12 protein-coding genes and 1 tRNA gene are annotated in these 22,396 nt (G+C 58.9%); 9 read left to right on the top strand and 4 right to left on the bottom strand.

The window, feature by feature from the left end; all coding sequences use genetic code 11:
• Window positions 1–9 precede the first annotated feature (9 nt).
• Window positions 10–813 carry a TenA family transcriptional regulator gene (locus tag AB4O05_RS23640; protein WP_460135018.1) on the top strand — a complete coding sequence of 268 codons (804 nt, stop codon included), beginning with the start codon at window positions 10–12 and terminating at the stop codon, window positions 811–813.
• A gap of 22 nt (window positions 814–835) precedes the next feature.
• Here AB4O05_RS23640 and AB4O05_RS23635 read toward each other — a convergent pair whose 3' ends face one another.
• Together AB4O05_RS23635 and lldD are read right to left on the bottom strand one after the other, a co-directional pair.
• Window positions 836–1,762: a GGDEF domain-containing protein gene (locus AB4O05_RS23635; RefSeq protein ID WP_460135019.1), complete on the bottom strand. Its 927-nt coding sequence runs from the start codon at window positions 1,760–1,762 to the stop codon at window positions 836–838.
• Window positions 1,763–2,048: 286 nt separating this feature from the next.
• A complete protein-coding gene (lldD, locus tag AB4O05_RS23630; protein WP_460135020.1) occupies window positions 2,049–3,185 on the bottom strand; it encodes an FMN-dependent L-lactate dehydrogenase LldD in 1,137 nt (378 codons plus the stop codon).
• A 99-nt stretch (window positions 3,186–3,284) separates the two neighbouring features.
• On the opposite strand from lldD, the gene AB4O05_RS23625 reads away from it, so the two are divergent.
• Window positions 3,285–4,181: a LysR family transcriptional regulator gene (locus AB4O05_RS23625; RefSeq protein ID WP_460135021.1), complete on the top strand. Its 897-nt coding sequence runs from the start codon at window positions 3,285–3,287 to the stop codon at window positions 4,179–4,181.
• 60 nt (window positions 4,182–4,241) lie between these two features.
• Window positions 4,242–4,317, top strand: a tRNA-Asn gene (locus AB4O05_RS23620).
• A 94-nt stretch (window positions 4,318–4,411) separates the two neighbouring features.
• Here the strand turns inward: AB4O05_RS23620 and AB4O05_RS23615 are convergent.
• Window positions 4,412–4,627 (bottom strand): RidA family protein, encoded by a 216-nt coding sequence (locus tag AB4O05_RS23615; RefSeq protein WP_460135022.1) that lies wholly within the window; start codon window positions 4,625–4,627, stop codon window positions 4,412–4,414.
• 64 nt (window positions 4,628–4,691) lie between these two features.
• Window positions 4,692–5,303: a glutathione transferase GstA gene (gstA, locus tag AB4O05_RS23610; RefSeq protein ID WP_460135023.1), complete on the bottom strand. Its 612-nt coding sequence runs from the start codon at window positions 5,301–5,303 to the stop codon at window positions 4,692–4,694.
• Window positions 5,304–5,593: 290 nt separating this feature from the next.
• Here gstA and AB4O05_RS23605 point away from each other — a divergent pair, with 290 nt between their 5' ends.
• From AB4O05_RS23605 to AB4O05_RS23580, 6 genes are all read left to right on the top strand, one after another.
• Window positions 5,594–5,893, top strand: coding sequence for a hypothetical protein (locus AB4O05_RS23605; RefSeq protein ID WP_460135024.1), 300 nt, complete (start codon window positions 5,594–5,596; stop codon window positions 5,891–5,893).
• Between the two features lie 120 nt (window positions 5,894–6,013).
• The gene (locus AB4O05_RS23600) at window positions 6,014–6,661 is read left to right on the top strand and encodes a hypothetical protein (RefSeq protein WP_460135025.1); all 648 of its coding nucleotides are present in this window, start codon (window positions 6,014–6,016) and stop codon (window positions 6,659–6,661) included.
• A 265-nt stretch (window positions 6,662–6,926) separates the two neighbouring features.
• Entirely contained in the window at window positions 6,927–8,648 is a 1,722-nt protein-coding gene (locus tag AB4O05_RS23595) for a ShlB/FhaC/HecB family hemolysin secretion/activation protein (protein WP_460164807.1), read from the top strand.
• A 33-nt stretch (window positions 8,649–8,681) separates the two neighbouring features.
• Complete coding sequence (locus AB4O05_RS23590) at window positions 8,682–16,058, top strand: two-partner secretion domain-containing protein (protein WP_460135026.1); 7,377 nt, start codon at window positions 8,682–8,684, stop codon at window positions 16,056–16,058.
• Entirely contained in the window at window positions 16,055–21,808 is a 5,754-nt protein-coding gene (locus tag AB4O05_RS23585; protein WP_460135027.1) for a DUF637 domain-containing protein, read from the top strand. The genes AB4O05_RS23590 and AB4O05_RS23585 overlap by 4 nt, the downstream gene beginning before the upstream one ends.
• Window positions 21,805–22,377 carry a hypothetical protein gene (locus AB4O05_RS23580; RefSeq protein WP_232566452.1) on the top strand — a complete coding sequence of 191 codons (573 nt, stop codon included), beginning with the start codon at window positions 21,805–21,807 and terminating at the stop codon, window positions 22,375–22,377. The genes AB4O05_RS23585 and AB4O05_RS23580 overlap by 4 nt, the downstream gene beginning before the upstream one ends.
• Window positions 22,378–22,396 lie beyond the last annotated feature (19 nt).

Here is a 22,396-nt window from a genome sequence, read left to right as displayed (position 1 = left end):
AGCGTTACAGTGATCGACACATTCAACAGAACCGGTCCGCTTATGGAAGCCTCGAGTTACCCAGCCTGGGCGCAAAAACTGATCCAGGACTGTAGCGAGAGCAAGCGCCGGGTTGTCGAACACGAACTGTACCAGCGCATGCGTGATAACACGCTCAGCGCCCGGACCATGCGCCACTACCTGATCGGTGGCTGGCCCGTGGTGGAACAGTTTGCCTTGTACATGGCACAGAACCTCACCAAGACGAAGTTTTCCCGCCATCCTGGGGAGGATATGGCGCGACGCTGGCTGATGCGCAATATTCGTGTGGAACTGAACCACGCCGACTATTGGGTGCACTGGGCCCGCGCCCATGGTGTCAGCCTGGAGGAGCTGCAGGCACAGGACGTGCCGCCGGAACTGCATGCACTGAGTCATTGGTGCTGGCACACCAGTTCGGCCGATTCGCTGATCGTGGCCATTGCCGCGACCAATTACGCAATCGAAGGGGCCACTGGGGAGTGGTCTGCCGTGGTGTGTTCCACCGGCGTCTACGCGGCGGCCTTTCCTGAAGAGGAGCGCAAGCGTGCGATGAAGTGGCTGAAGATGCATGCCCAGTACGACGATGCCCACCCTTGGGAAGCGCTGGAGATCATCTGCACCCTGGCCGGGACCAACCCGAGCAAGGCCCTGCAGGAAGAACTGCGCCAGGCCGTGTGCAAGAGCTACGACTACATGTACCTGTTCCTGGAAAGCTGTATGCACCTGGAGAAAGACAAACCCGTGGCCGCACCGGTACGCGAGCGTCAGATGCGCGTCGCCAGCGAGGCGTGATGTGAGGCAATGGCGGGGGGCTCTACCCCGCCATTGCAAGGCGATTGCGGCCTTCGCGCTTGGCCACATACAGCGCGGTATCGGCCCGACGCAGCAGGCTGTCGGCCGTCTCGGCGGCCAACAGGGTCGAGCAACCCAGGCTCACCGTCAATTCGATCTGCGTGTCGTTCATCCCATGGTCCTGGGCTTGTATCGCCTGGCGCAGACGTTCACCCACCATCGCCGCCGCCTCCCGGTTGGTGTTGGACAGCAGGATCAGAAACTCTTCCCCGCCAAACCGGAACACCATGTCCACGTTACGCAGCTGGCTCTTGATTGCCGCGGCGACGGTGCGCAGCACGTGATCGCCGACGGCATGGCCGTGGGTGTCGTTGATGATCTTGAAGTGGTCGATGTCCAGCATCAGTAAGGACAGCGGGCTCAGGTGACGCCGCGCCATCTCGATTTCGCGCCGCAGCGTCTGGTCCATGGCAATGCGATTGCCCGTCCCGGTCAGCGGGTCGCGTAGGGCGCTGCGGGTGGCGGCGCGGTAGAGCAGGGCATTGCGCATCGGATAGAGCAGGGTGGCCAGCAGGGATTCGAGGTGGTCGAGTTCTTCATCGCTCAGACGTTGGTTGCGGCGAAAGGTCAGCTCGCCCAGGTGCTCGCCTTCGTGGCTGAGGCTATAGCTCACCGAATGATGGCCGCGCTGGCCGAACTCCAGGCGCAGGTCGCTGGCTTCGTGTCGGTATTGCAAGGCGTCGAGAGGCACCAGGCGTTGGATGTCACGGAAGAACAGAGCGAGAAGACGATCCGGCTCCAGGCTGGTCTGCAATTGCTGGCCCAGTTGCTGGCGAAGTTGGGTAATCGTGAGCGGGAGACGGGGAAGGAGGGACGGTTGGCCAAAACCCAAGCGTTGCAATTTGGCATTGTCGAAATCAATTGCATTGGTCTGGGTAGGTGTTTTCATAACTGGTCGGCCTCTAAGCACATAGCTGTCTTACAGGCTCAATGAGCGTGGCAAATGCCGAGCGTCTTACTGTTCCTTCAGTCCCGTAAAACATTGGAAACAGTCTAAACCGCTTTGCAATGGGTTATAACCCCTGGGCACTGCCGCACGTCTTGTCACTGCTTAACCTGCTTGGAACAGATTAGCGCGAGATTCGTGCCCTCCTTTGATTGAATAAAAATCTTATAGATCAATCGGCTGTTTTGTCGTTAAAAACAGCCGTTGCCTACGGGCGCCAGTTATTTGGCTAGTTGAAGGAAAGTTGGCTGCGATCAATCTGTTCGATGCGGGTTACACCGGTCAATGTCATTGCCACGCGCATTTCCTTGGCGAAAATATCCAACAGGTTCTCCACCCCATGCTGGCCATCGGCGGCCAATGCATAGGACGGCGCGCGTCCCAGCAGGCAGGCCTTGGCGCCCAGCGCGAGCATGCGCACCACGTCCAGCCCGGAGCGGATGCCCGAGTCCACCAGCACCGTCAGGTTATCGCCCACCGCGTCGGCAATCGCCGGCAAGGCTTTGGCGGTGGACAGCACGCCATCGAGCTGGCGGCCACCATGGTTGGACACCACGATGCCATCCGCGCCGAAGCTCACCGCGTCCTTGGCGTCCTGGGGGTCGAGAATGCCCTTGATGATCATCGGGCCTTTCCAGAACTCGCGGATCCACTCCAGGTCTTTCCAACTGATGGACGGATCGAAGTTATTCGCCAACCAACCGACGTAGTCTTCCAGGGTGGTGGGTTTGCCCAGGTACTTGGAGATATTGCCCAGGTCGTGAGGGCGGCCCATCAGGCCCACATCGAATGCCCACTGTGGCTTGGTGACGGCTTGCAGCATGCGCCGCGTTGCCGCGTACGGCCCGGACATGCCCGAGTGGGCGTCACGATAACGCGCGCCCGGGGTCGGCATATCCACGGTGAACACCAGGGTAGTAACGCCGGCCGCCTGGGCCCGCTCCAGCGCATTGCGCATGAAGCCACGGTCCTTGAGCACATAGAGCTGGAACCAGATCGCCTGGGGGCTCTGGGACGCCACTTCTTCAATCGAACACACCGACACCGTCGACAGGCAAAACGCGATGCCCTTGTTGGCCGCCGCCTTGGCCGCCTGCACCTCGCCACGCCGTGCGTACATGCCGGTCAGGCCCACGGGGCTGAGGATTACCGGCATCGCCAGCTCCTGGCCGAACACTTGGGTCTTCAGGCTCAGGTTATCGACATTGCGCAACACACGCTGGCGCAGGCTGATGTCGGCCAGGTCCGAGCTGTTCGCGCGCATCGTGTGTTCGGCATAGGCGCCACCGTCGATGTAGTCGAACAGAAAGCGTGGCAGCTTACGTTTGGCGGCTGCGCGGTAATCGGAGGCGGACGAGATGATCATGAACAGTGGCTCCACGGGCAAGGTGCATCACGATAGGCAAAGATCTGGCATGATAAAAACAACTTTTATCAATAGCGTCCAGTCGCTGAAGGAATACCGATGAACCTGAGAACGTTGCGGGCATTTGTCGAAGTGGTCCGTCAGGGCGGTTTTTCCCAGGCCGCCGAGGTGGTGTCCTTGACCCAGTCCTCGGTGAGCAAGGCGGTCAGAACCCTGGAAGACGAACTCGGCATGCCGCTGCTCAACCGTCTCGGTCACCGCAATGAACTCACCGCTGCCGGCGAAATCGCCTACCGTCGCGGCCTGGTCCTGCTCTCCGAACACACCGACCTGGTGGCCGAGATCAACGACCTGGGCGGCCTCAAGCGCGGCCAACTGCGCATCGGCCTGCCACCGGTTGGTTGCGGTGTGCTGTTTGCGACAATGTTCGCCACCTACCGCAGCCGCTACCCGGAGATCGACATCGAACTCACCGAGTATGGCAGTAAAAGACTGCGTGAATGCCTGGAAGCGGGGGAGGTCGACCTGGCGGCGCTGCTGCTGCCGGTTGATGAGGATTTTGAATACCAGCCCGTGCGCAACGAACCGCTGATGGCCGTACTGCCCATCAGCCACCCCTTGGCCCAGCGTCCCCGTATCGACTTCACCGACCTGGCGGACTCGCCGTTCATCCTGTTCGAAGCCGGCTTCGCCCTGAACGCCAAGATCCTCGCCGCCTGCGAACACAAAGGCGTCACCCCCCGGGTGACCGCGCGCAGTGGCCAGATCGACTTCATCGTCGACCTCGTCGCGGCCGGACTCGGCGTGGCCTTCCTGCCGCGCATGCTGGCGCACACGCACCAGCACGCAGGCATCGCCCTGATCCCCCTGGACGAACCCCACACCGACTGGCACATCGCCCTGGCCTGGCGCGCAAATGCCCACCTGCCGCCAGCGGCCCGCGCCTGGCTGGACCTGGCCAAGGAGCAACAGCTTTCAGCCGGCCGTCCGGTTTAATCACCCGGAACGCCACAGAAGGCTTGACTTCTCCTTTTCAATCAGTAACATACGGCGCATTCCGCGATAGCTCAGTTGGTAGAGCAAATGACTGTTAATCATTGGGTCCCTGGTTCGAGTCCAGGTCGTGGAGCCAGATAGGAAAAAGCCTGCAGCGATGCAGGCTTTTTTTTGCCTTGGATTTTTCCGGGGTGATCAAAGCGCACAGCGTGACCTGCATGAAGCCGTCTCTAATCCGCTAAAAGCACCTGCGCCGACAGCATGCGCGAGGCGTGTGAACCCATCCCTTCGAGGCTGGTGCTCAGTACGGCTAGGGCCTGGTGGGTCTGGCCGACGATGTCCAGCGAGGTGTCCACGCTGGTGGCTACGGTGTAAACGATATCGGCGTAGGCGCAGGATCGGCTGCGTCCTACGTGGCCGTTTGGGACGCGTTCAATTGTCTGCATAAGGGGCTTCATCCAAATTGAAGTTTGGCAGAAGCCGGCATCAACCAGCTTTTGTCATCTCTGATTAAACCGGCTGAGTCGCCTCTTCCGCGGCCATGGCGGCCTGCACGCTTGGACGTGCCTCAATGCGTTCCATGAACGAGGCCAGTTCCGGCCAGTTTTTGATGTCGATGTTGAAAAACGGCAGCCATTTCAGGACGGTAAACAGGTAAGCATCGGCGAGGCCGAAGGTGGTGAGCAGATAGTCTTTTTGCGCCAGGTACTTGTTCAAGTAGTCCAGACGATTGAACAGTTTCTGACGGAAGATCTCCTTTACTGGCTCAGGGATATCGGCGTTGAACAACGGCGCACTGCCCCCATGGATTTCCGAAGTGATGAAATTGAGCAGTTCCTGCAGACGCGCACGCTCCCAGGTGCCGTTGGCCGGTGCCAGTGAGTTACCCGGTACCTGATCGGCCAGATACTGAACGATGGCCGGTCCTTCAGTCAGTACCTGGCCATTGTCCAGTACCAATGCAGCGACGTAGCCCTTGGGGTTGATGTCGCGGAAATCGTGGCCGTCTGCCGTGGCTTTGGTCTTGTTGTTGACCCGGATCAGCTCGAAAGGCAGGCCCAGTTCCCGTAGCACAATGTGGGGAGACAGGGAGCAGGTCATGGGAGCAAAGTACAGTTTCATGTGTATCTCCTTATAAGTAGGCAGCGTGTGCCCGAACAGTTGCCGTTTCGTGCCCGGACGGCTTTGAACCTTGTTCCTGACATATTGGTGTCATGTCACCAATCGGTGAAATTACGATTTTATGCGCGGATTTGCACCCGGTTCGGACTTGCCCTGCTCAATCGTTGATTGTCTGACCTTGATCCGGGGCCTTGCTCACCACCATTGACGCGGTTGAACTGCCGATGTCGGGAACGACCCGCTATGCCTGTAAGTCTACCTGTAACCCATCATTGGTAAGGTACAGCGCAATGGATAAGACAATCACCGTGGATCAACTGGCTACCACTGACCTTGGATCAATCAACGAGATCTGGCTCGGCGGAACCCATACCCAGCTATGCCTATGGCGCGGCGAACAAGTCTTCACCCACGAAATGATGAGTGAGGGCACCCACGATCAGAATGTCCGCCGCCTGTGCTTGCAGTTGGTCAATCCTGACGACCAGGCGGCAGTGGCCAGCGTTGAGGTGATCGCGCGCGAACGCCTGAAAAAGATGGGCAAGGAGGGCGAATTTTATCCGGCTGAGGATGTGGACACTCATCAATAGTCGCTCTGCGGCGCTGATAAAACAAAAGGCGTATCGGCAGCCATGAGGGGCCTCACATGAGCAACTGTTGCTGTGAAAACATCCGGGCAACGAACCAACCGGTCTGATCGGAGGGCCGCTATGAAAATAGTCACCAGCATCATGGCTTTAAGCATGGCGTACGCCGTGTGCTCATCTGTTTACGCTTATCCAACTGGTGTCGCTGTGGGGCAGGAGTCCGTTATCTCCGGCTCGCCTGCGCCGCAGCAGTTGGCGGGAAACGGTGGAGCAGGCGGTAATGGGGGCGCTGGAGGAAGTGGTGGCAGCACGGGTGGAAATGGAGGGGCCGGCGGTGCGGGTGGGAGTGGCGCTGTGCCCGGCAAAGGCGGTTCCGGCGGCGCGGGAGGCGCTGGTGATACGCCAGGCGTCGATGGCGCTCCAGGTTCGGACGGTGCACACGTCAACGCTCAAGCAACTGGATCAACACCGGACCTGCCGAGTTGTGATGTAACGAAGCAACGGGCATTGGTGGGCCAGACCGGAGGTCAAATCACTGATGTCAGGCAAGCCCACATCTCGATGCGGACCAACGTTCTGAATGCCGATATCAGTACCTCGCGCAAAAGCCGAAAAATAACCGAGGCTGAAGCGAGCGGCATGATTAAGCAGGTCAGTAGAGTACGACTGCAAACCGACAACCTCGTCACAAAACAGGGCTTTTTAAGCGCTGCCGATACAGCCGGTTTTGATCGCGAGCTTGATGGGGTCGCGAACCAGCTGTGCAGATAGGGCATAGATTGAGCAGTTTTCTGCCATTAAAACTGCCGGCCAAGCCAAAGGCGCGAACTTACCTCCTGGTTGCTTTACCAGGTACCGGCCTGGATTGCAGGTTCGCAATTTTTGTTAAGTGGATGATTTAAAAAATTATTTTTCCAGGCTGAAAATGATCAACTGTCACGGTTGAAGGAAATTTTAACATTTAATTGACGCCATTAAAGCGCCACCATAAGATCGCCGCCAATTGATGGCATAAGGCCACATAGAGGGATCTTAAATGTGGCGTTCGGTACGTCGGACCAGGCTCTGCCTTCTGTCCGCTTTTTTTTGCCTGGGCTTTGCTGGAACAGCTCAAGGCGCTACCCCGCAGAACACGCCGGGCGTCACCGATCTGATCCGTGATCGCCAGGATCGCCTGCTCGAAGAGCAACAACGTCGCCTCGAAGAGCTCAAGGACCTGCCCGGCAAAGCCGCTGCCCCCGCCAAGCCAACAGCGCCAGCAGACACCCGCTGCTTCCTGATCAAAACCATTGAACTTGCCGGTGCCGATGTCCTGTCTGAGGGCGAGCGCGCCGAACTGATCAAGCCTTACATCGGCCAATGCCTTGGCGTGCCCCAGCTCAACGCACTGCTCAAGGACATCACCGACCGCTACCTGGCCAAAGGTTTGGTGACCAGCCGCGCGTACTTGCCACAACAAGACCTCTCCAGCGGCATCCTCAAAATCCAAGTAGTCGAGGGCAAGCTGGAAAGTTTGAAGGGCGCCGAAGGCAGCGGCATCACCGACCGCCAGCTGTTCATGAGCTTCCCAGGCAAACCGGGCGACCTGCTTAACCTGCGCGAGATCGAACAGATGGTCGACCAACTGAACCGCCTGCCATCGAACCAGGCGCAGATGGAATTGGCGCCGGGTAAGGCCGTCGGCGGCAGCGACGTACTGGTCAAGAACACCCCACAAAAGCCTTGGCGCGTCGGCCTGTCTCGTCACAACGGCGGCCAACGCAGCACTGGCGAACAGCAGTGGGGCGCCAGCCTGGACTGGGATAACCCGCTGGGCTTGGCCGATCAATTGTCCCTGCGCGGCGGCCACGATGCACTCAGCGATCACCAGAAAACCTCGCGCAACTCGATGCTCAATTACAACCTGCCGTTCGGCTGGTGGAACCTCAATTACAGCTACAGCGAAACCGAATACCGCTCGCTGGCCCAGGCCAGCGGCTTCAACTTCAAGCAGTCGGGCGACAGCCAAAACCACCAACTGCGCCTGGAGCGCGTGATCCACCGCGACGCCCTGAGCAAAACCTCCCTCAGCACTGGCGTGGCTTACCTGCGCACCAACAACTTCATCGAAGACAGCAAGCTCGCGCTGAGCAGCAACCGCCTCAGCGAAGCCCAGTTCGGCATCAATCACGGCCGGCGTATCGGTGGTTCATTCCTCAACATCGACCTGGGCATGCAGGACGGCATTGGCGCGTTCGACGCCCAGGCCAATCACAACCCACGCCCCGGCCAGGCCGATGCGCGTTACCGCAAATACACCGCGACGGTGAGCTATCTGTACCCGTTCAAGCTGTGGGGCGAGTCGTTCAGTTTCAGCACCCTGATGACCGGCCAGCGCAGCGAAGATGTGCTGTTCAGCCCGCAGCGCATGAGCCTGGGCGGGCAGTCGTCGATTCGCGGTTACAAGGATCAAAGCCTGTCCGGCGACAGCGGCGGCTACTGGCGCAATGACCTGCGCTGGAGCCGCCCGGTGACCGTCGCGTGGTTGCAGCCGCTGTTCAGCGAATACGGTACCAGCCTCGGCTACGACCAGGGCGTGATCAGCCATGGCCGCTACAACGCCGAACAACACGGACGCATGACCAGCAACTCCGTGGAGCTGTTTGCGCGCAGCCAGAACGTCGCCGCCACGGTGACCTTTGCACACTCTTTGGAACGCCCGGGGCCGATCACTGAACGTGAAGCACCGATTTATTTCCGCCTGGATTTCTTCCTTTAAATTTTTACCGCCCATAGGGCATCGAGACCTCACATGGACGTTCGCCAGTTCGCCTTCCTCGCGCGCCAACCATCTGCTGCCGTAAAAAGCCGTTCCCACTTCCTGGGGCTGCCCAAGCGTGGCTTGGCGTTGATCTTGGCCAACGCGATGTTCTGGCACCCGTTGCTGGCCCAGGCGGATGGGATTGTGGTCAGTGCGCCTGGGACTACGCTCGGTCAGGCGGGCAATGGCGTGCCTATCGTCAACATCGCCGCGCCGAATGCGAACGGGCTGTCGCATAACCAGTTCAAGGACTACAACGTCGGCGCCAACGGCGTGATCCTCAACAACGCCACTGACCGCACGCAGTCCACCCAGCTCGGCGGCATCATCGTCGGCAACCCGAATTTCAACGGCAGCGCCGCCAACGTCATCCTCAACGAAGTCAACGGCGGCAGCCCCAGCCAACTGCGTGGCTACACCGAAGTGGCGGGGCAGTCGGCCCATGTGATCGTGGCCAACCCCTATGGCATCAGTTGCAACGGTTGCGGCTTTATCAACACGCCGCAAGCGACGTTGACCACCGGTAAAGCAGTGATCGAAAACGGCCAGGTCAGCCGCTATCAAGTCGATCAAGGCAGCGTCGCCATTGACGGAACCGGCTTGAATGCCAGCAACGTCGACCAGTTCGAAATCATCACCCGCGCCACCACGATCAACGCGCAGATCCAGGCAAAAAAACTCACCATCGTCGCGGGTCGCAATGATGTGGATGCGCGCACATTGAGCGCCACCGCGCGTGCATCGGATGGCAGCCAGGCGCCCGAACTGGCGATTGACTCGTCGGCGCTGGGCGGCATGTACGTGGGCGCGGTCAAGCTGATTGGTACCGAAGCCGGTGTCGGTGTGAAACTCTCGGGGGACATGGTCGCCGGCGGTGATATTCAGATTGATACGGCTGGCAACGTGGTCATGGGGCAGGCATCGGCAGGCACCGCAATTGCGGTAAAAGCGGCCAGCGTGGAGACGCAAGGCGCGGTCTACGCCGGGACCGATTTGGCGGTGAAAACCCAAGGCACGTTGACCAATCGGCAAACCCTCGCGGCCAAGGACAGCATCACACTGGACGCTGGTGGCCGGCTGACCAATAACGGGATTATCGAAGCGGGCGTCAACGCCGATAACAGCCGCAATACCCAAGGCGACGTGCGTTTGACCGCTCAGGCTATCGATAACAGCGGCAAGACCGTGATTGCCAGCCGCGACCTGAGCGTGCACACCGGCGAACTGAACAACCAGCGCGGTACGTTAGCGGCAGGCAGCGCGCTTGGTCTTACAGCCACCAGCCTGGACAACACCGAAGGCAAGCTGATCACTGACGGCATATTGACCGCCGCCATCGCCGGTCAGTTGCTCAACCAAACCGGCCTGTTTGCCGCCAAAGGTGACGCACGCCTGAGCCTGGGCAGCCTCGATAACCGTCAGGGTAATCTCGTCGCCGACAACCTCAACCTGGAACTGACCGGCCCGGTGAACAACCAGCGCGGTAATCTGCGCGCCAATACCCGCCTGGACGTGAAGGCCGGCCAGGTCGACAACAGTGAGGGCGGCCGGATCAGCAGCGGTCAGTCGCTCAATGCCAGCGTCAGCAGCCTGGACCAGCACAAAGACGGCCGACTCTTCGGCCAGGGCGATGTCAGCCTCGACCTGAATGGCGGTCATCTGAACAACCAGGGCGGCGTGATCAATGCACCCGGCCGCTTGCTGTTGAGCAACCTCAATAGCGTCGACAACCAGGACGGTGAAATCTCCAGCAGCCAGGCATTCATCCTGGCCGCCAATACCCTGAATAACCGCAACGCCAAGCTCCTCAGCGAGCAAGCTTTGTCGGTGCGTATTGCCCAGACGCTGGACAACACCAAGGGCCTGATTGCTGCAACCGGGCTGGATCTTCGGGCCAACAGCCTGGCCAACGCCGAAGGCGAGCTCAAGATACGCGACGACGTGAAGGTGTTCGTCACCACGGCACTGGATAACCGCCAGGGTAAAATTGTCGGTGCTACGGTGAGCTTAAACAGCCTGGCGCTGGATAACAGCCAAGGGCTGCTTCAAGGCGACACGTTACTGAACGTCAACACCTCAGGCATAGCGATCAACCGTGGCGGCCGCTTTGTCAGCGGCCAGCGCATGGGCTTGAACATTGGCCAGTTCGACAACCAGGGCGGCGAAGTTTCCAGCGTTTCCGACCTGTCATTTACCGGTAACCAACTCGACAACAGCAACAACGGTCGCGTGCTGGCCAATGGCGCGATGAGTCTGACCCTTGACCACCTGGATAATGAAAAAGGCGCTGTGCGCAGCGACGGCAACCTGACCCTGCATACCTCCACGCTGAATAATGACAGCGGTCGTATCAGCAGTGGCGCGGCGCAGCAACTGAGCGCAACCGGTGCCGTCAGTAACCGTAACGGTGAATTGCTCAGTGCCATGGCACTGACCGTCAATAGCGCCAGCCTCGATAACGCAAGTGGCAAGCTGATCGGTGACGGCGCCGTGCGCGTAACCACTGGCGCGTTGAATAACCAGAACAGCGGACGCCTCACCAGTGCTGATCGTCTGGACCTGACAGCCGGGTCGGTAGACAACCGCTTCGACGGGCGCATTGCCAGTAACAAGAGCCTCACCGCCAGTGTCACCGGTCTTGACCAGCGCGGCGCCGGTGAGCTTTACAGCCTCAGCGACCTGAGCCTGGACATGAACCGTGGCCACCTCAACAACGCTGACGGCCTGATCAATGCGCCCGGCCAACTGGTGCTCAAAAATCTGGCCAGCGTCGACAACCAGAACGGCGAAATTTCCAGTGAGCACGCTTTCACATTAGCCGCGCAACGTGTGGATAACAGCAACGGTCAATTGCTCAGTGACCAGACGCTGACCCTTAAAGTCGAGCGAGCACTGACCAACATCAAGGGCCTGATTTATGCGGCAGCGCTCGATGTCCAGGCGGGCAGTCTGGACAACAGCCAAGCCGGCAGTCTGGTCAGCGATGGCGACCTCACCCTGAAGACCAATGACCTGTTGGATAACCGGGCCAAGGGCCGAGTTTTAGCCAAAGGGGCGATGGACATCCAGGCACAGCAGCTGGATAACCGTGGTGGCGTGCTCAATAGCAAGCAGGTGTTGGCAATCACGAGCCAATCCCTTAACAACCAGGGTGGTCTGATCAGCGCCGTCGGTCCGGTGCACCTGAATGCGGATCGCGTTGAAAACGCCAAGGGCCGGATTGCCAGTCAGGATGATCTGGTTGCCACCGTCGGCGTGTTGAACCAGCAGGGGGGCGAGTTTGTCGCTCAGGGCGATCTGACTCTCAACGCCGCCACCCTGGATAACCGCGATAAAGGCCTGGTTGCTGCGACGAAAGCGCTGAAACTTAACGTCGAAAGCATCGACAACCGCACCGGCGAACTGTCCAGCCAGCAAAACCTTGAACTGAACGGCCAGCGCCTCGACAACAGCGGTGGCAAGGTGTTGGCCGGCACAACGCTGGCGCTGGCAATCGCCGAGGTGATCAACCAGGCAAAAGGGCTTGTGTCTGCCAATGAGGTGCGCTTGGCCGGTGCGCATCTGGATAACACTGACGGTACCGTTGGCGGGCAGCGCTCGCTGGCCTTGCTGCTGTCCGAAGGCCTGGACAACACTCGCGGCACACTCAGTAGCGAAGGTGCATTCGACCTGGCGGCTCAGCGCATCGACAACACGGGCGGCAGTCTGTCCAGTGCCGCTCAGTTGAGCATCACCAGTACCCGCGACCTAATCAATAAGGGCGGCATCGTCGAAAGCGCACAAGGCCTCAAGCTGACCAGCGCGAGTCTGGATAACACCCAGGGCCTGCTTAAAAGCCAGCGAGAAACTGCTCTTGTTACCGGGCAGTTCACCAACGGCCTTAACGGTCGAGTGATCAGTGCCGAGCGCCTTGATCTCACGGCCACCCAAGTGACCAACAGCGGCCGTATCGCCAGTGTTGGCGCCCTGAGCGCCAACCTCACCGGCCTCACGCAACTGGGCGGCGCCGAACTCTTGAGCAGCGCGCAACTGACCGTCGACTTGCATAATGGCAAGTTGGTCAATGCCGGTTTGATCAATGCGCCTTTGCTGAAGCTCAATAACCTTGCCGGCATCAACAACCAGAGTGGCGAAATCTCCAGTCAGAATGCCTTCACCCTGGCCACGCAGAACCTCGACAACAGTAACGGCAAACTCATCAGCAACCAGGCGCTGACCTTGCGCGTTGAGCAGGCACTGGCCAACGTCCAAGGCCTGATCAGTGGCCGGGGTGACGTGGATATCAGTGCGTCCCAACTCATCGATAACCAGCACGGCAGCGTGATTGCCGACGGCACCTTGCTGCTGGGCAGCGCAACGCTGGATAACCGTAACGGCGCGATCGCCGGCAAGGCCCAGGTCACTGTCAACGCCGACCGTCTCAATAACCAGAAAGGCCAACTGATCAGCACCGATGGCCTGCACATTACCGGCGCCAACCTGGACAACCGAGAGGGGCTGGTAGGTGCCACAAAAGCGCTGAAACTCGACGTCGGCGATCTCGACAACCGCGCTGGCGAATTGACTGGCAATGCCGACGTCACTGTCACCGGTCAGGCATTGAACAACAGCGACAACGGCCTGGTGTTTGCGGGGCGTGGGTTGAATCTTGCGGTTGAGCAGGTCATTAACCGCACCCTTGGCCAACTGAACGGCCAGCGTCTGACACTGACCGGCACTTCGCTGGACAACGCAGGCGGCAAGTTGATCAGCCAACAACCGTTGATGCTGGAACTGGCCGGCGATCTGGACAACAGCGAGGGCCTGCTGAGCAGCGAAGGCTCCCTGGGCGTCAAGGCGCGCAGCTTCAATAACAGCAAGGGCAGCGCCTCCAGTGCCCAAGGTTTGAACGTTGCCGTCACCGGCACCCTGAATAACCAAAATGGCGCGCTGCTAACCGATGGCAACCTGGTACTGCGCAGTGCCACCCTGGGCAACCAACAGGGCAGTATCAGCGGCAAGGAGTCAGTCTCCGTTACCTCGGGCGACTTGAATAATCAGGGCGGTCGCCTTAACAGCGGTGACACCTTGGTGCTGACCACCGCGCAATTGAACAACGGCGGCAGCATCGGCAGCGCCAAAGCCATGAGCGTCAACGTCACCGGGCTTGACCAGCAAGGCGGCAAACTGTTCAGCAACGCCGGCCTGACGTTGGATATGAATAACGGCCGACTGAATAACCAGGGCGGACTGATCAATGCGACTGGCCCGTTATCGCTCGACAATCTCACCAGCGTAACCAACCAGAAGGGTGAAATCTCCAGCGGCCAAGCGTTCACACTGAGCGCGCAAACCCTCGATAACACTAACGGCAAGGTCCTGAGTAACCAGGGCCTGACCCTGCGCATCGAGCAGGCCCTGACCAATATCAAAGGCCTGATCGGTGGTGGCAGTCTCAACGCCCGAGCCGCTGCCGTGGATAACCGTGGTGGTAGCCTGGCCAGTCGTGGCGACCTGCAACTGACCAGTGACGGGCTGCTGAACAACAGCGACCAGGGCCTGATCAACGCGGCGCAAGTGCTGACTGCGCAAAGTGCGGACCTGAATAACCAGAACGGCAGTCTGCTGGGCGCCGCCGTGACCCTGAATGCCTCCGCCCTGGATAACACCGCCAATGGCTTGATCAATAGCCGAGGCACCTTGAGCCTTAACGCTGCCCGCCTCGATACCGGCAGCGGCGGTGAAATCTCGGCCAAAGGTGCGATGGCGGTCGGCCTCAAAGCCTTGGGGATGGCGGGCGGGCGGATTGTTGGCGAACAAGGCGTGACTGTCGACTTCAATAACAGCGATCTGGATAACCGTAACGGGCTGCTCCTCGCCAACGGCCCGTTGACCTTGAAAAACCTGCGGGATCTCAGCAACCAAGGCGGTGAAATCTCCAGCCAGCAGAGCTTTAACCTGGCGGCGCGTGCTGTGGACAACACCGGTGGCAAGCTGATCAGCAGCCAGGTGCTGACCCTCAATGCGGGCAGCATGGTCAATAGCGCAAACGGCTTGATGTCGGGCTGGCAAGGCCTGAACGTCGGCGGCGGCAGCCTCGACAACCGCAACCACGGCACACTGTCCAGCCGCAACGGCGCGATCAACGTAAGCCTGAGCGGCGCCCTGCAAAACAACATCGAAGGCGCAGTTGTCAGCCAAGGTCGGCTGGACGTCAATGCTGCCAGCCTGGATAACCGCGGCAAAGGCGTACTCTCCAGCGGCGCCGGGCAAAGCCTGGTGGTGACCGAGGCCTTGGTTAACGGCGACGGCAGCCTTATCGAAAGCGGGGCCGAGTTGGCCGTGCAAGCGGCTACCCTGGCCAACCAAGCCACGATCAACGCGCAACAAGCCTTCACCTTCACCGGTACCGACCTGACCAACAACGGCGGCACCCTGGCAAGCAACAGCAGCTTGACGCTCGACCTGCTCGGCAACCTCAACAATGGCGGCGGTAAGTTGGTGAGTGCCGGGCCGTTGCTGCTGCAACGGGCCAATCAGGTCTATAACGACGCCGACGGCCAGATCGCCAGCCAAGGGCTGTTGAGCCTGTTTGCCAAAAGCCTGGACAACAGCGAGCGCGGCACCATCGCAGGCAAGGACCGGGTGGCAATCACCACCGGTACCGTACAAAACCACGCCGATGGTTTGATCTACAGCCAGGATGCCGACGTACAACTGAGCGCCACAAGCCTGAACAACGCCAAGGGCAAGGTGCAGGGCCAAACCGGCCTGAGCCTGAACATCCGTGGTGATGTCGATAACCAGGGCGGTACGTTGGCCAGCCTCAAGGGCCTGCTGGATGCTCAACTGACCGCTGGTTTGAATAACCAAGGCGGCACTATCCAGGCGCAGCGCCTTAACCTGCTCGCCAATAGCATCAATAATCAGGGTGGACGTATCGCCGCGCAAACCGGCGATGCTGTGGTCAACGCCAACTACTTCGCCAATGCCAACGGTGGTCTGTACGCCAAAGGTTTGATGCGCGTGAGCGGGCAACGTCTGGATAACAACGCCGGGCAGATCGCAGGTGGCGCGATTGACTTGAGTGCCAGCGGTGCGCTGACCAACCGTGGCGGGGTGATCGAGAGCGACAGCACCCTGGGCGCCACCGCCGGTAGCCTCGATAACCAAGGTGGGCAACTGCGGGCCTTGGGCAGTGGCGGTACAACCCACTTCCAACTGGGCGGTATGTTTGATAACCGCGGCGGCCGGCTGGAAACATCCAACGTCGACTTGACCCTGAATGCAGGGGGTTTCCAAAACCAAGCCGGCAGCGTGTTGCATGCGGGCAACGGCACGTTTGATATAGCCACTGCCAACCTTATCGCAGCTGGGGGGAGGTCGTGACGCGCGGTGGCCTGACCCTGGCGGCGGATACCTGGACCAACAGCAGCGTGATCCAGGCGGGACGCTTGACGGTCAACGTCAATACCTTGAATCAACTCGCCGGTGGGCAGTTACTGGCCTCCGATCGCTTGGTGGGCACGGGCGACAACTGGACCAATGAAGGCTTGATTGCCAGTGATGGCACGGCCAATGTGACCCTGTCGGGTAATTACGGCGGCAACGGGCGCTACAGCAGCCTGGGCAACCTTGGCCTGAGCGCCGCACAGTTGGGCCTTGGCAGTACGGCCAGCATTGCCGCCGGGCAGGACAGCACGATCAACGTCAGCGGCCAACTCAACAACGCCGGCCGCCTGACCTCGGCCGGCAGCATGAGGTTGAGCGCTGGCGGTGTAAACAACACCGGCACGCTGGCGACTGGCGCCAACCTCACCCTTGCCTCCAACGCCTTGGTCAACAGCCACGGGTTGATCAGCAGCGGCGGCGACATGCAGTTGTTGACCTCAAGCTTCACCAACAGCTACGCCGATGTTTACGGGCTGGGTGATGTACTGATCGCCAAGGACCCTAATCAAGGTAAGGCTGATTTGCTGGATAACCGCTCTGGCAGTATCGAGAGCGTGAAAAACCTGACGATCAACGCCATGACCGTCAACAACGTGCGGGATGTGCTGGAATATTCCGCTCAGGAAAAAAGCTCGGTAAAAATCACCGAACTTCCTTGTGACCAAATTCCAGGCGCCGGCTGCGATTACCGAGGAGGCAGCCGTCGCAACGGTTTGTGGCAGGTTGACGAAGTCGATCGACTGGCGATCACCCGAAGCACTGCTGCTTCTGCACTCAGCAGCGGCGCGGACATGCAGATCAACGCAGACACGCTCAACAACCGGAGCAGCACCATTGCGGCCACTGGCGCCCTCACGGCGAATGCCAGCGTTGTTAACAATCAGGGCGTGCAAGCACAAGAAATCAAGACGACCCGCACCTTTTGGAGCTTCGTCAATGAATACACCCAGGCCAGTGCCCGGGTTGCCAACTTCAATGCTCGCAACGCCACCTCTCCCTCGGCGACCGTCGAGTCTGACCTGGCCTACGCTCTTGGGATGATGTGGGGAGGCCAGCTTTCACGAGCGTCTACCACCACGAACTCAGAAGATTCGTCTTTTGACGCTGTGATCCAGGCCGGAGGCAACGTCGCTCTCAACGCGGCGCAAAAAATCAATAACAGCGTGATCCGCCCCTATTACGCTTATGTAGCGGCGGGCCGCACCAAGGAGCAAACCGGAGCGGGCAGCGGTTACTCCACTGCGGTTTCTATCAACGCACAGTTGCGACCGGACCTGGCTCAGCAGCAAGTCAACCCGATAGCCTTGCCCGGCTTCAGCCTGCCCGGCGGTCAGAACGGCCTGTTCCGCTTGAGCGGGCAGGGCGCCGCCAATGGGCAAGTGGCCCAAGGCAGCGCAGGCCCGCAAAACTGGTCAGTGAGTGGCGCCAGTATCGACTTGGCGCAACGCCAACAAAACCTTCCCGAGAGCTCGGCGCGAACGATCCAGTTGGCAGAGGCTGCCCAACTCCCTGTGAGCCCTCGTGAAGTGTCTGTCGCCGCACGCAACGCTGGCGGCATCGATGCCGCTGCCCGCGCAGCCAATACCAGCGCTGACACCGCTGCCGTGCTGCCGGGCGCAACCTTCTTACCTGGCATCACGCGAGTGGAAGGCATCAGCGCTGAAAACCTGACAGCTGCGCCTGCCGTCAACGGCCTGACCCCGTTGGCGCGTGATCCGCGAGCCGGCATGACCAGCGCCAGCACCGCACCGTCCCAGAACGTGCCGGGCTCTTCAGCGCAAACCCTCAACCGCGTGCAAGGCTTGCCCGACAGCAAAGCCGTGTCGCAACCGCACAAATACCTGATTGAAACCAACCCGGTGCTCACCGACCTCAAGCAGTTCATGAGCTCGGATTATCTGCTCGCCGGCCTGGGCTACAACCCGGACCAAAGTGCCAAGCGCCTGGGCGATGGCTTCTACGAACAGCGCCTGATCCAGCAAGCCGTCGTGGCGCGTACCGGCCAGCGGTTTATCGACGGGCAAACCAGCGACGAAAAGCTGTTCAAACACCTGATGGACAACGCCATCGCGAGCAAGCAGGAACTGAACCTCGCCGTGGGCGTGAGCCTGAGCTCCGAGCAAGTCGCGGCCCTGACCCACGACATCGTCTGGCTGGAAAAAAACCTGGTGAACGGTGAGGAAGTGTTGGTACCGGTGCTGTACCTGGCCAACGCCAACAATCGCCTGGCCCCGACAGGGGCACTGATTGCCGGGAGTGACGTCAGCCTGATTGCCGGGCAAGACCTCAACAACGTCGGCACTCTGCGCGCCAGCAACAACCTGTCGGCCAAAGCTGGCAATGACCTGGTGAACAGCGGCTTGATCGAGGCGGGCAACCGCTTGGACCTGCTGGCGGGTAACACCATCGTCAACAAGGCGGGCGGCATCATCGCCGGGCGTGATGTGACGATGACCGCCGTGAGCGGCGATGTGATCAACGAGCGCACCGTCACCGCTCATGACAGCAGCGACGGTGTGATCAGCGAACACACCGACTTCCTCAACACCGCCGCCCGTATCGAAGCCGGCAACGACCTGGGTATCAAGGCCGGGCGAGATTTTTCCAATCAGGGCAGCGTGCTGCAGAGCGGACGCGACACCACGATCCAGGCCGGGCGTGACCTGAGCTTCGGGTCGGTGGAGCAGGCCAACAGCAACGCCAACATCAGCGCGCGCAACAACAGCAGCTCGGTGACGCAGAACGGCTCGTCGGTGACGGTGGGACGGGACTTGAAGGCCGTGGCAGGGCGGGATTTGGCGGTGATAGCCAGTCAGGTTGATGCCAAGCGGGATGTGGCGATGTCGGCTGTCGGTAACTTGATTCTGGCTTCGGCGGCAAATGAGCAGCATTCGGCGTTGAATCTGAAGAAGGTGAAGGCGCAGGAGGATCATGTCAGTCAGGTGTCGACCACGCTGAGTGCTGGTGGGGATGTCTCGCTCGGTGCTGGTAAGGATCTGGTGATGATTGCCAGCCGCGTCAATGCAGGGGATGAGGCGTATCTGGTTGCGGGTGGCAACCTGGGCTTGTTGTCGGCGGAAGACAGTGATTATTCGCTGTATGACATGAAGAAGAAGGGGAGTTTCGGAAGCAAGGAGACCAGGCGTGATGAAGTGACTAAGGTCACCAACATCGGCAGCGAAATTAAAACCGGCGGCGACCTCACGGTTCTGAGTCAGGGGAACCAAAAGTACCAGGTTGCCAAACTGGATAGTGGTAATGACCTGACCATTGTCAGCGGCGGTGCTGTGACTTTTGAGGGAATGAAAGACCTCGATCAGGAAAGTCACGCTAAAAGCAAAAGCAGCCTTGCCTGGAACAGCATGAGTGGCAAAGGCAATACCGATGAGACCTTGCGCCAGACCCAGATGGCCGCCAAGGGCGAAATCGTCATCAAAGCCGTTGATGGTCTGCATATTGATCTCAAGCAGGTCAATCAACAGACCGTCAGCCAGGCCATTGATGCGATGGTGAAAGCTGATCCACAGATGGCTTGGCTAAAGGACGCCGAGAAGCGCGGGGATGTTGATTGGAAGCTGATCAAGGAAACGCACGACTCGTACAAGTACAGCAACTCTAGCCTTGGGCAGGGGGCGATGCTGGCGATCATCATCATCGTTACTGTGCTGACAGCGGGTGGTGCCAGTGCATTGGCCGCATCGGCGGGCAATGCGGTAGGCGCGGGTTCAACTATGGCCGCTGCCACCACGGCGACAGCAGCCACGTCAACAAGCGCAGCAGTAGCCGCGACATCAGCAGGGCTCGGGAACGTTATCGCGACGGGTGCTTTGACATCGTTAGCCAGCACTGGGGCTGTTAGCGTCATAAATAACAAAGGGAATCTCGGTGCGGCACTCAAAGACACGTTTAGCAGTAGCAGTGTAAAAAATGCGTTGATTTCCGGTCTGGCCGCCGGTTTCACGGTGGGGGTCATTGATCCGCACTTAGGTGGCACCACTACGCCTTTCAATAACCTCACTAAAGGTTTTGATCTCAAAACCCTGGAAGGGATTGGAGGCTTTGCTGTGCACGCGGCGGCTCAAGGTGTGGCAGCTGGCACCATCCAGACCGCGATTGGTGGCGGAAGCTTGGGCAAGAACGTCACTGGTGGCTTGGTCTCACAAGCTGGGAATGTGGTAGCAGCGACGGCGTTCAACTTCGTGGGTAGTTATGCTCAAGAGCACTGGCAGGCCGCGAAGAACGCAGGTGATACCACTGGCATGGCGATGTGGGCAGAAGGAGGGGTAGCCCGTGTCTCCATGCACGCATTGTTTGGTGGTGCGGTTGCCAGCGCCACTGGGGGTGACTTTGAGACTGGCGCTATAGCGGCCGGTGCAAGCCAGGCAATGGCGCAGGTCTTGAACGATACCTTTGATAAACAACCGGCGTTGAGGCAAGCGTTCGCACAAGTCGTTGGTTTGACCGCGGCAGGGCTGACCGGTGGTGATGTCAATAAGGCGTCCTGGGTCTCGCAAATGGCGGATCAGTACAACCGCCAATTGCACCAGAAGGAAGTGATCGCGCTTGAGTCCTTACAGAAAGACGATCCGAGCAACGCTTACAAATTGAAGGCTGCGGCGTGTGCCTTGGTGCAGTGCAGCGCTTCCGTTCCGGTTGATGATCCTAACTACAAATATGTCCGCGATCTTGAGTTGGATGGTGGTAGCTTCAAGGATGCTCAAAAGCAGCTATTGGCAACGGGAGCTTTTGACGAGTACGGTAGTTGGGATAAGGCTAACGACCAGCTGTTGAAGAATGACAAAGCGCTTTCTCGGTCGGGAAATGCGAGCCGAGCTGTCCTGGGGGCAGTAGGGGCCGCTGCCGGGTTCGGTGGAGCAATCTTGTCAACACCGGGCTGCGTGACAGTAGTAGGGTGTGCTATACCTGCGCTTTCAGGCTTGGGCGGTGCGCTTTCCTTTCACGATGGTATGCAGGCGACGGGTCAGCTTTTCACGCCATACGAATACACGCAGGGAGGCAAGGTACTCGACTCGTTCAGTTTGGATACATATCCGGGTGATGTTAATCCGCTGCGCGATTATGGAACGGCAGCAGCACGGGCAGCTATAGAGATTGCGTTGTTCAAGGGCGCGGCCAAGCTGGCTGAGGGTACATCTCTTCTGTTGGTGGGGGAGAAGGCTGGTGCAAAAGAGGCAGGTGCGGCTGGGAAGGTAGTAGACGATATTCCGGCAACATCTCCACTTGCTCGGGATGGTTTGCGCGAAGACTTAGCGGCACAAGGCGGTATTCCTCGAGATATTGCTGGAAATCCTTCCAGTGTTTGGGGGAAATCAATAGATGATATTAAACAGTCGCTCACCATGGATGGCGCAACACTTACACCTAAAGTGAGAGCCAGTTCATCTGGTAATGCCCAAGTCTATACGGTCGAAGGTAGCACTACAGGGATTAAAGAAATTCAGTATAGTCCATCTACTATTGGGGATGATGTTTTGTCAACTCACAAAGGTGAGTACTACAAGCTTACTTATGCTGATGGGAGCAAAGTTAAGGTTGTTGATCCTGTGGCTTACAGACCGACTTTCAGTAGCGGGAGCCCTATTTATGATGCTAATACAAAGTATTTAAACCCTCAGGGGCAGAAAGTGGTATTTAACTCCTCCACCAACACGTGGGTGCCAGAATGACGTCATCTAACGATTTTTCAATATCTTGGGTGGCACCAATCGTGCCATCCGTCTCTCTTGCAGGTATACCGCTGGATGTGAGCGCGGAAGTGCTGGAACGTGTGCTGCTTAAGTATTTGGTTGATGCGTCCAGTCTATTGTACAAGTTTGAAAATTCGCCGGACCTTCTATTGAGAACGCATGGTCTGGATGAGCTTGGAAATGGGGGCTACTCTTTTTCGCTATTTAATGATGCAATTATTAATGGTCTGCTAAAAGGAACTCCAGCTCTATCAATAATGGTTAGAGCGGGAAAGGTTTATGCTGTTAAGGTTTACGATTTTAGCTTTTCTGGGGAGTTTGCACGGGAGTTTGTTTATAAGGGGTTTTTGCCGGCTGGTATTGGCTTGGGTAGTTTGGTTTCGGATCTATTGCCATTTACATCTTTAGAGTTTGATAGTGCTGAAGAGTGGTTCTATACCGATCAAAGCTATGGTGGACTTGAAGTTACCGGCTGGGGGGTTCCTCTAGAAGATCATCCTGATCAAGTTGTTACTGCTTTATGTGTGATATCGGGAGCGATTGCTTAAGTCTAAGTAAGCGGTACTC

The organism is Pseudomonas sp. S1_G07 (assembly GCF_054668565.1).
Note: the sequence above shows the minus strand (reverse complement) of the source record. Positions and strands in the feature narration are given on the sequence as shown.

Coding starts and splice junctions, on each gene's coding strand:
- AB4O05_RS23635 (WP_460135019.1), bottom strand. CDS start 1,762: ATGAAAACACCTACCCAGACCAATGCAATTGATTTCGACAATGCCAAA.
- lldD (WP_460135020.1), bottom strand. CDS start 3,185: ATGATCATCTCGTCCGCCTCCGATTACCGCGCAGCCGCCAAACGTAAG.
- AB4O05_RS23625 (WP_460135021.1), top strand. CDS start 3,285: ATGAACCTGAGAACGTTGCGGGCATTTGTCGAAGTGGTCCGTCAGGGC.
- AB4O05_RS23615 (WP_460135022.1), bottom strand. CDS start 4,627: ATGCAGACAATTGAACGCGTCCCAAACGGCCACGTAGGACGCAGCCGA.
- gstA (WP_460135023.1), bottom strand. CDS start 5,303: ATGAAACTGTACTTTGCTCCCATGACCTGCTCCCTGTCTCCCCACATT.
- AB4O05_RS23605 (WP_460135024.1), top strand. CDS start 5,594: ATGGATAAGACAATCACCGTGGATCAACTGGCTACCACTGACCTTGGA.
- AB4O05_RS23600 (WP_460135025.1), top strand. CDS start 6,014: ATGAAAATAGTCACCAGCATCATGGCTTTAAGCATGGCGTACGCCGTG.
- AB4O05_RS23595 (WP_460164807.1), top strand. CDS start 6,927: ATGTGGCGTTCGGTACGTCGGACCAGGCTCTGCCTTCTGTCCGCTTTT.
- AB4O05_RS23590 (WP_460135026.1), top strand. CDS start 8,682: ATGGACGTTCGCCAGTTCGCCTTCCTCGCGCGCCAACCATCTGCTGCC.
- AB4O05_RS23580 (WP_232566452.1), top strand. CDS start 21,805: ATGACGTCATCTAACGATTTTTCAATATCTTGGGTGGCACCAATCGTG.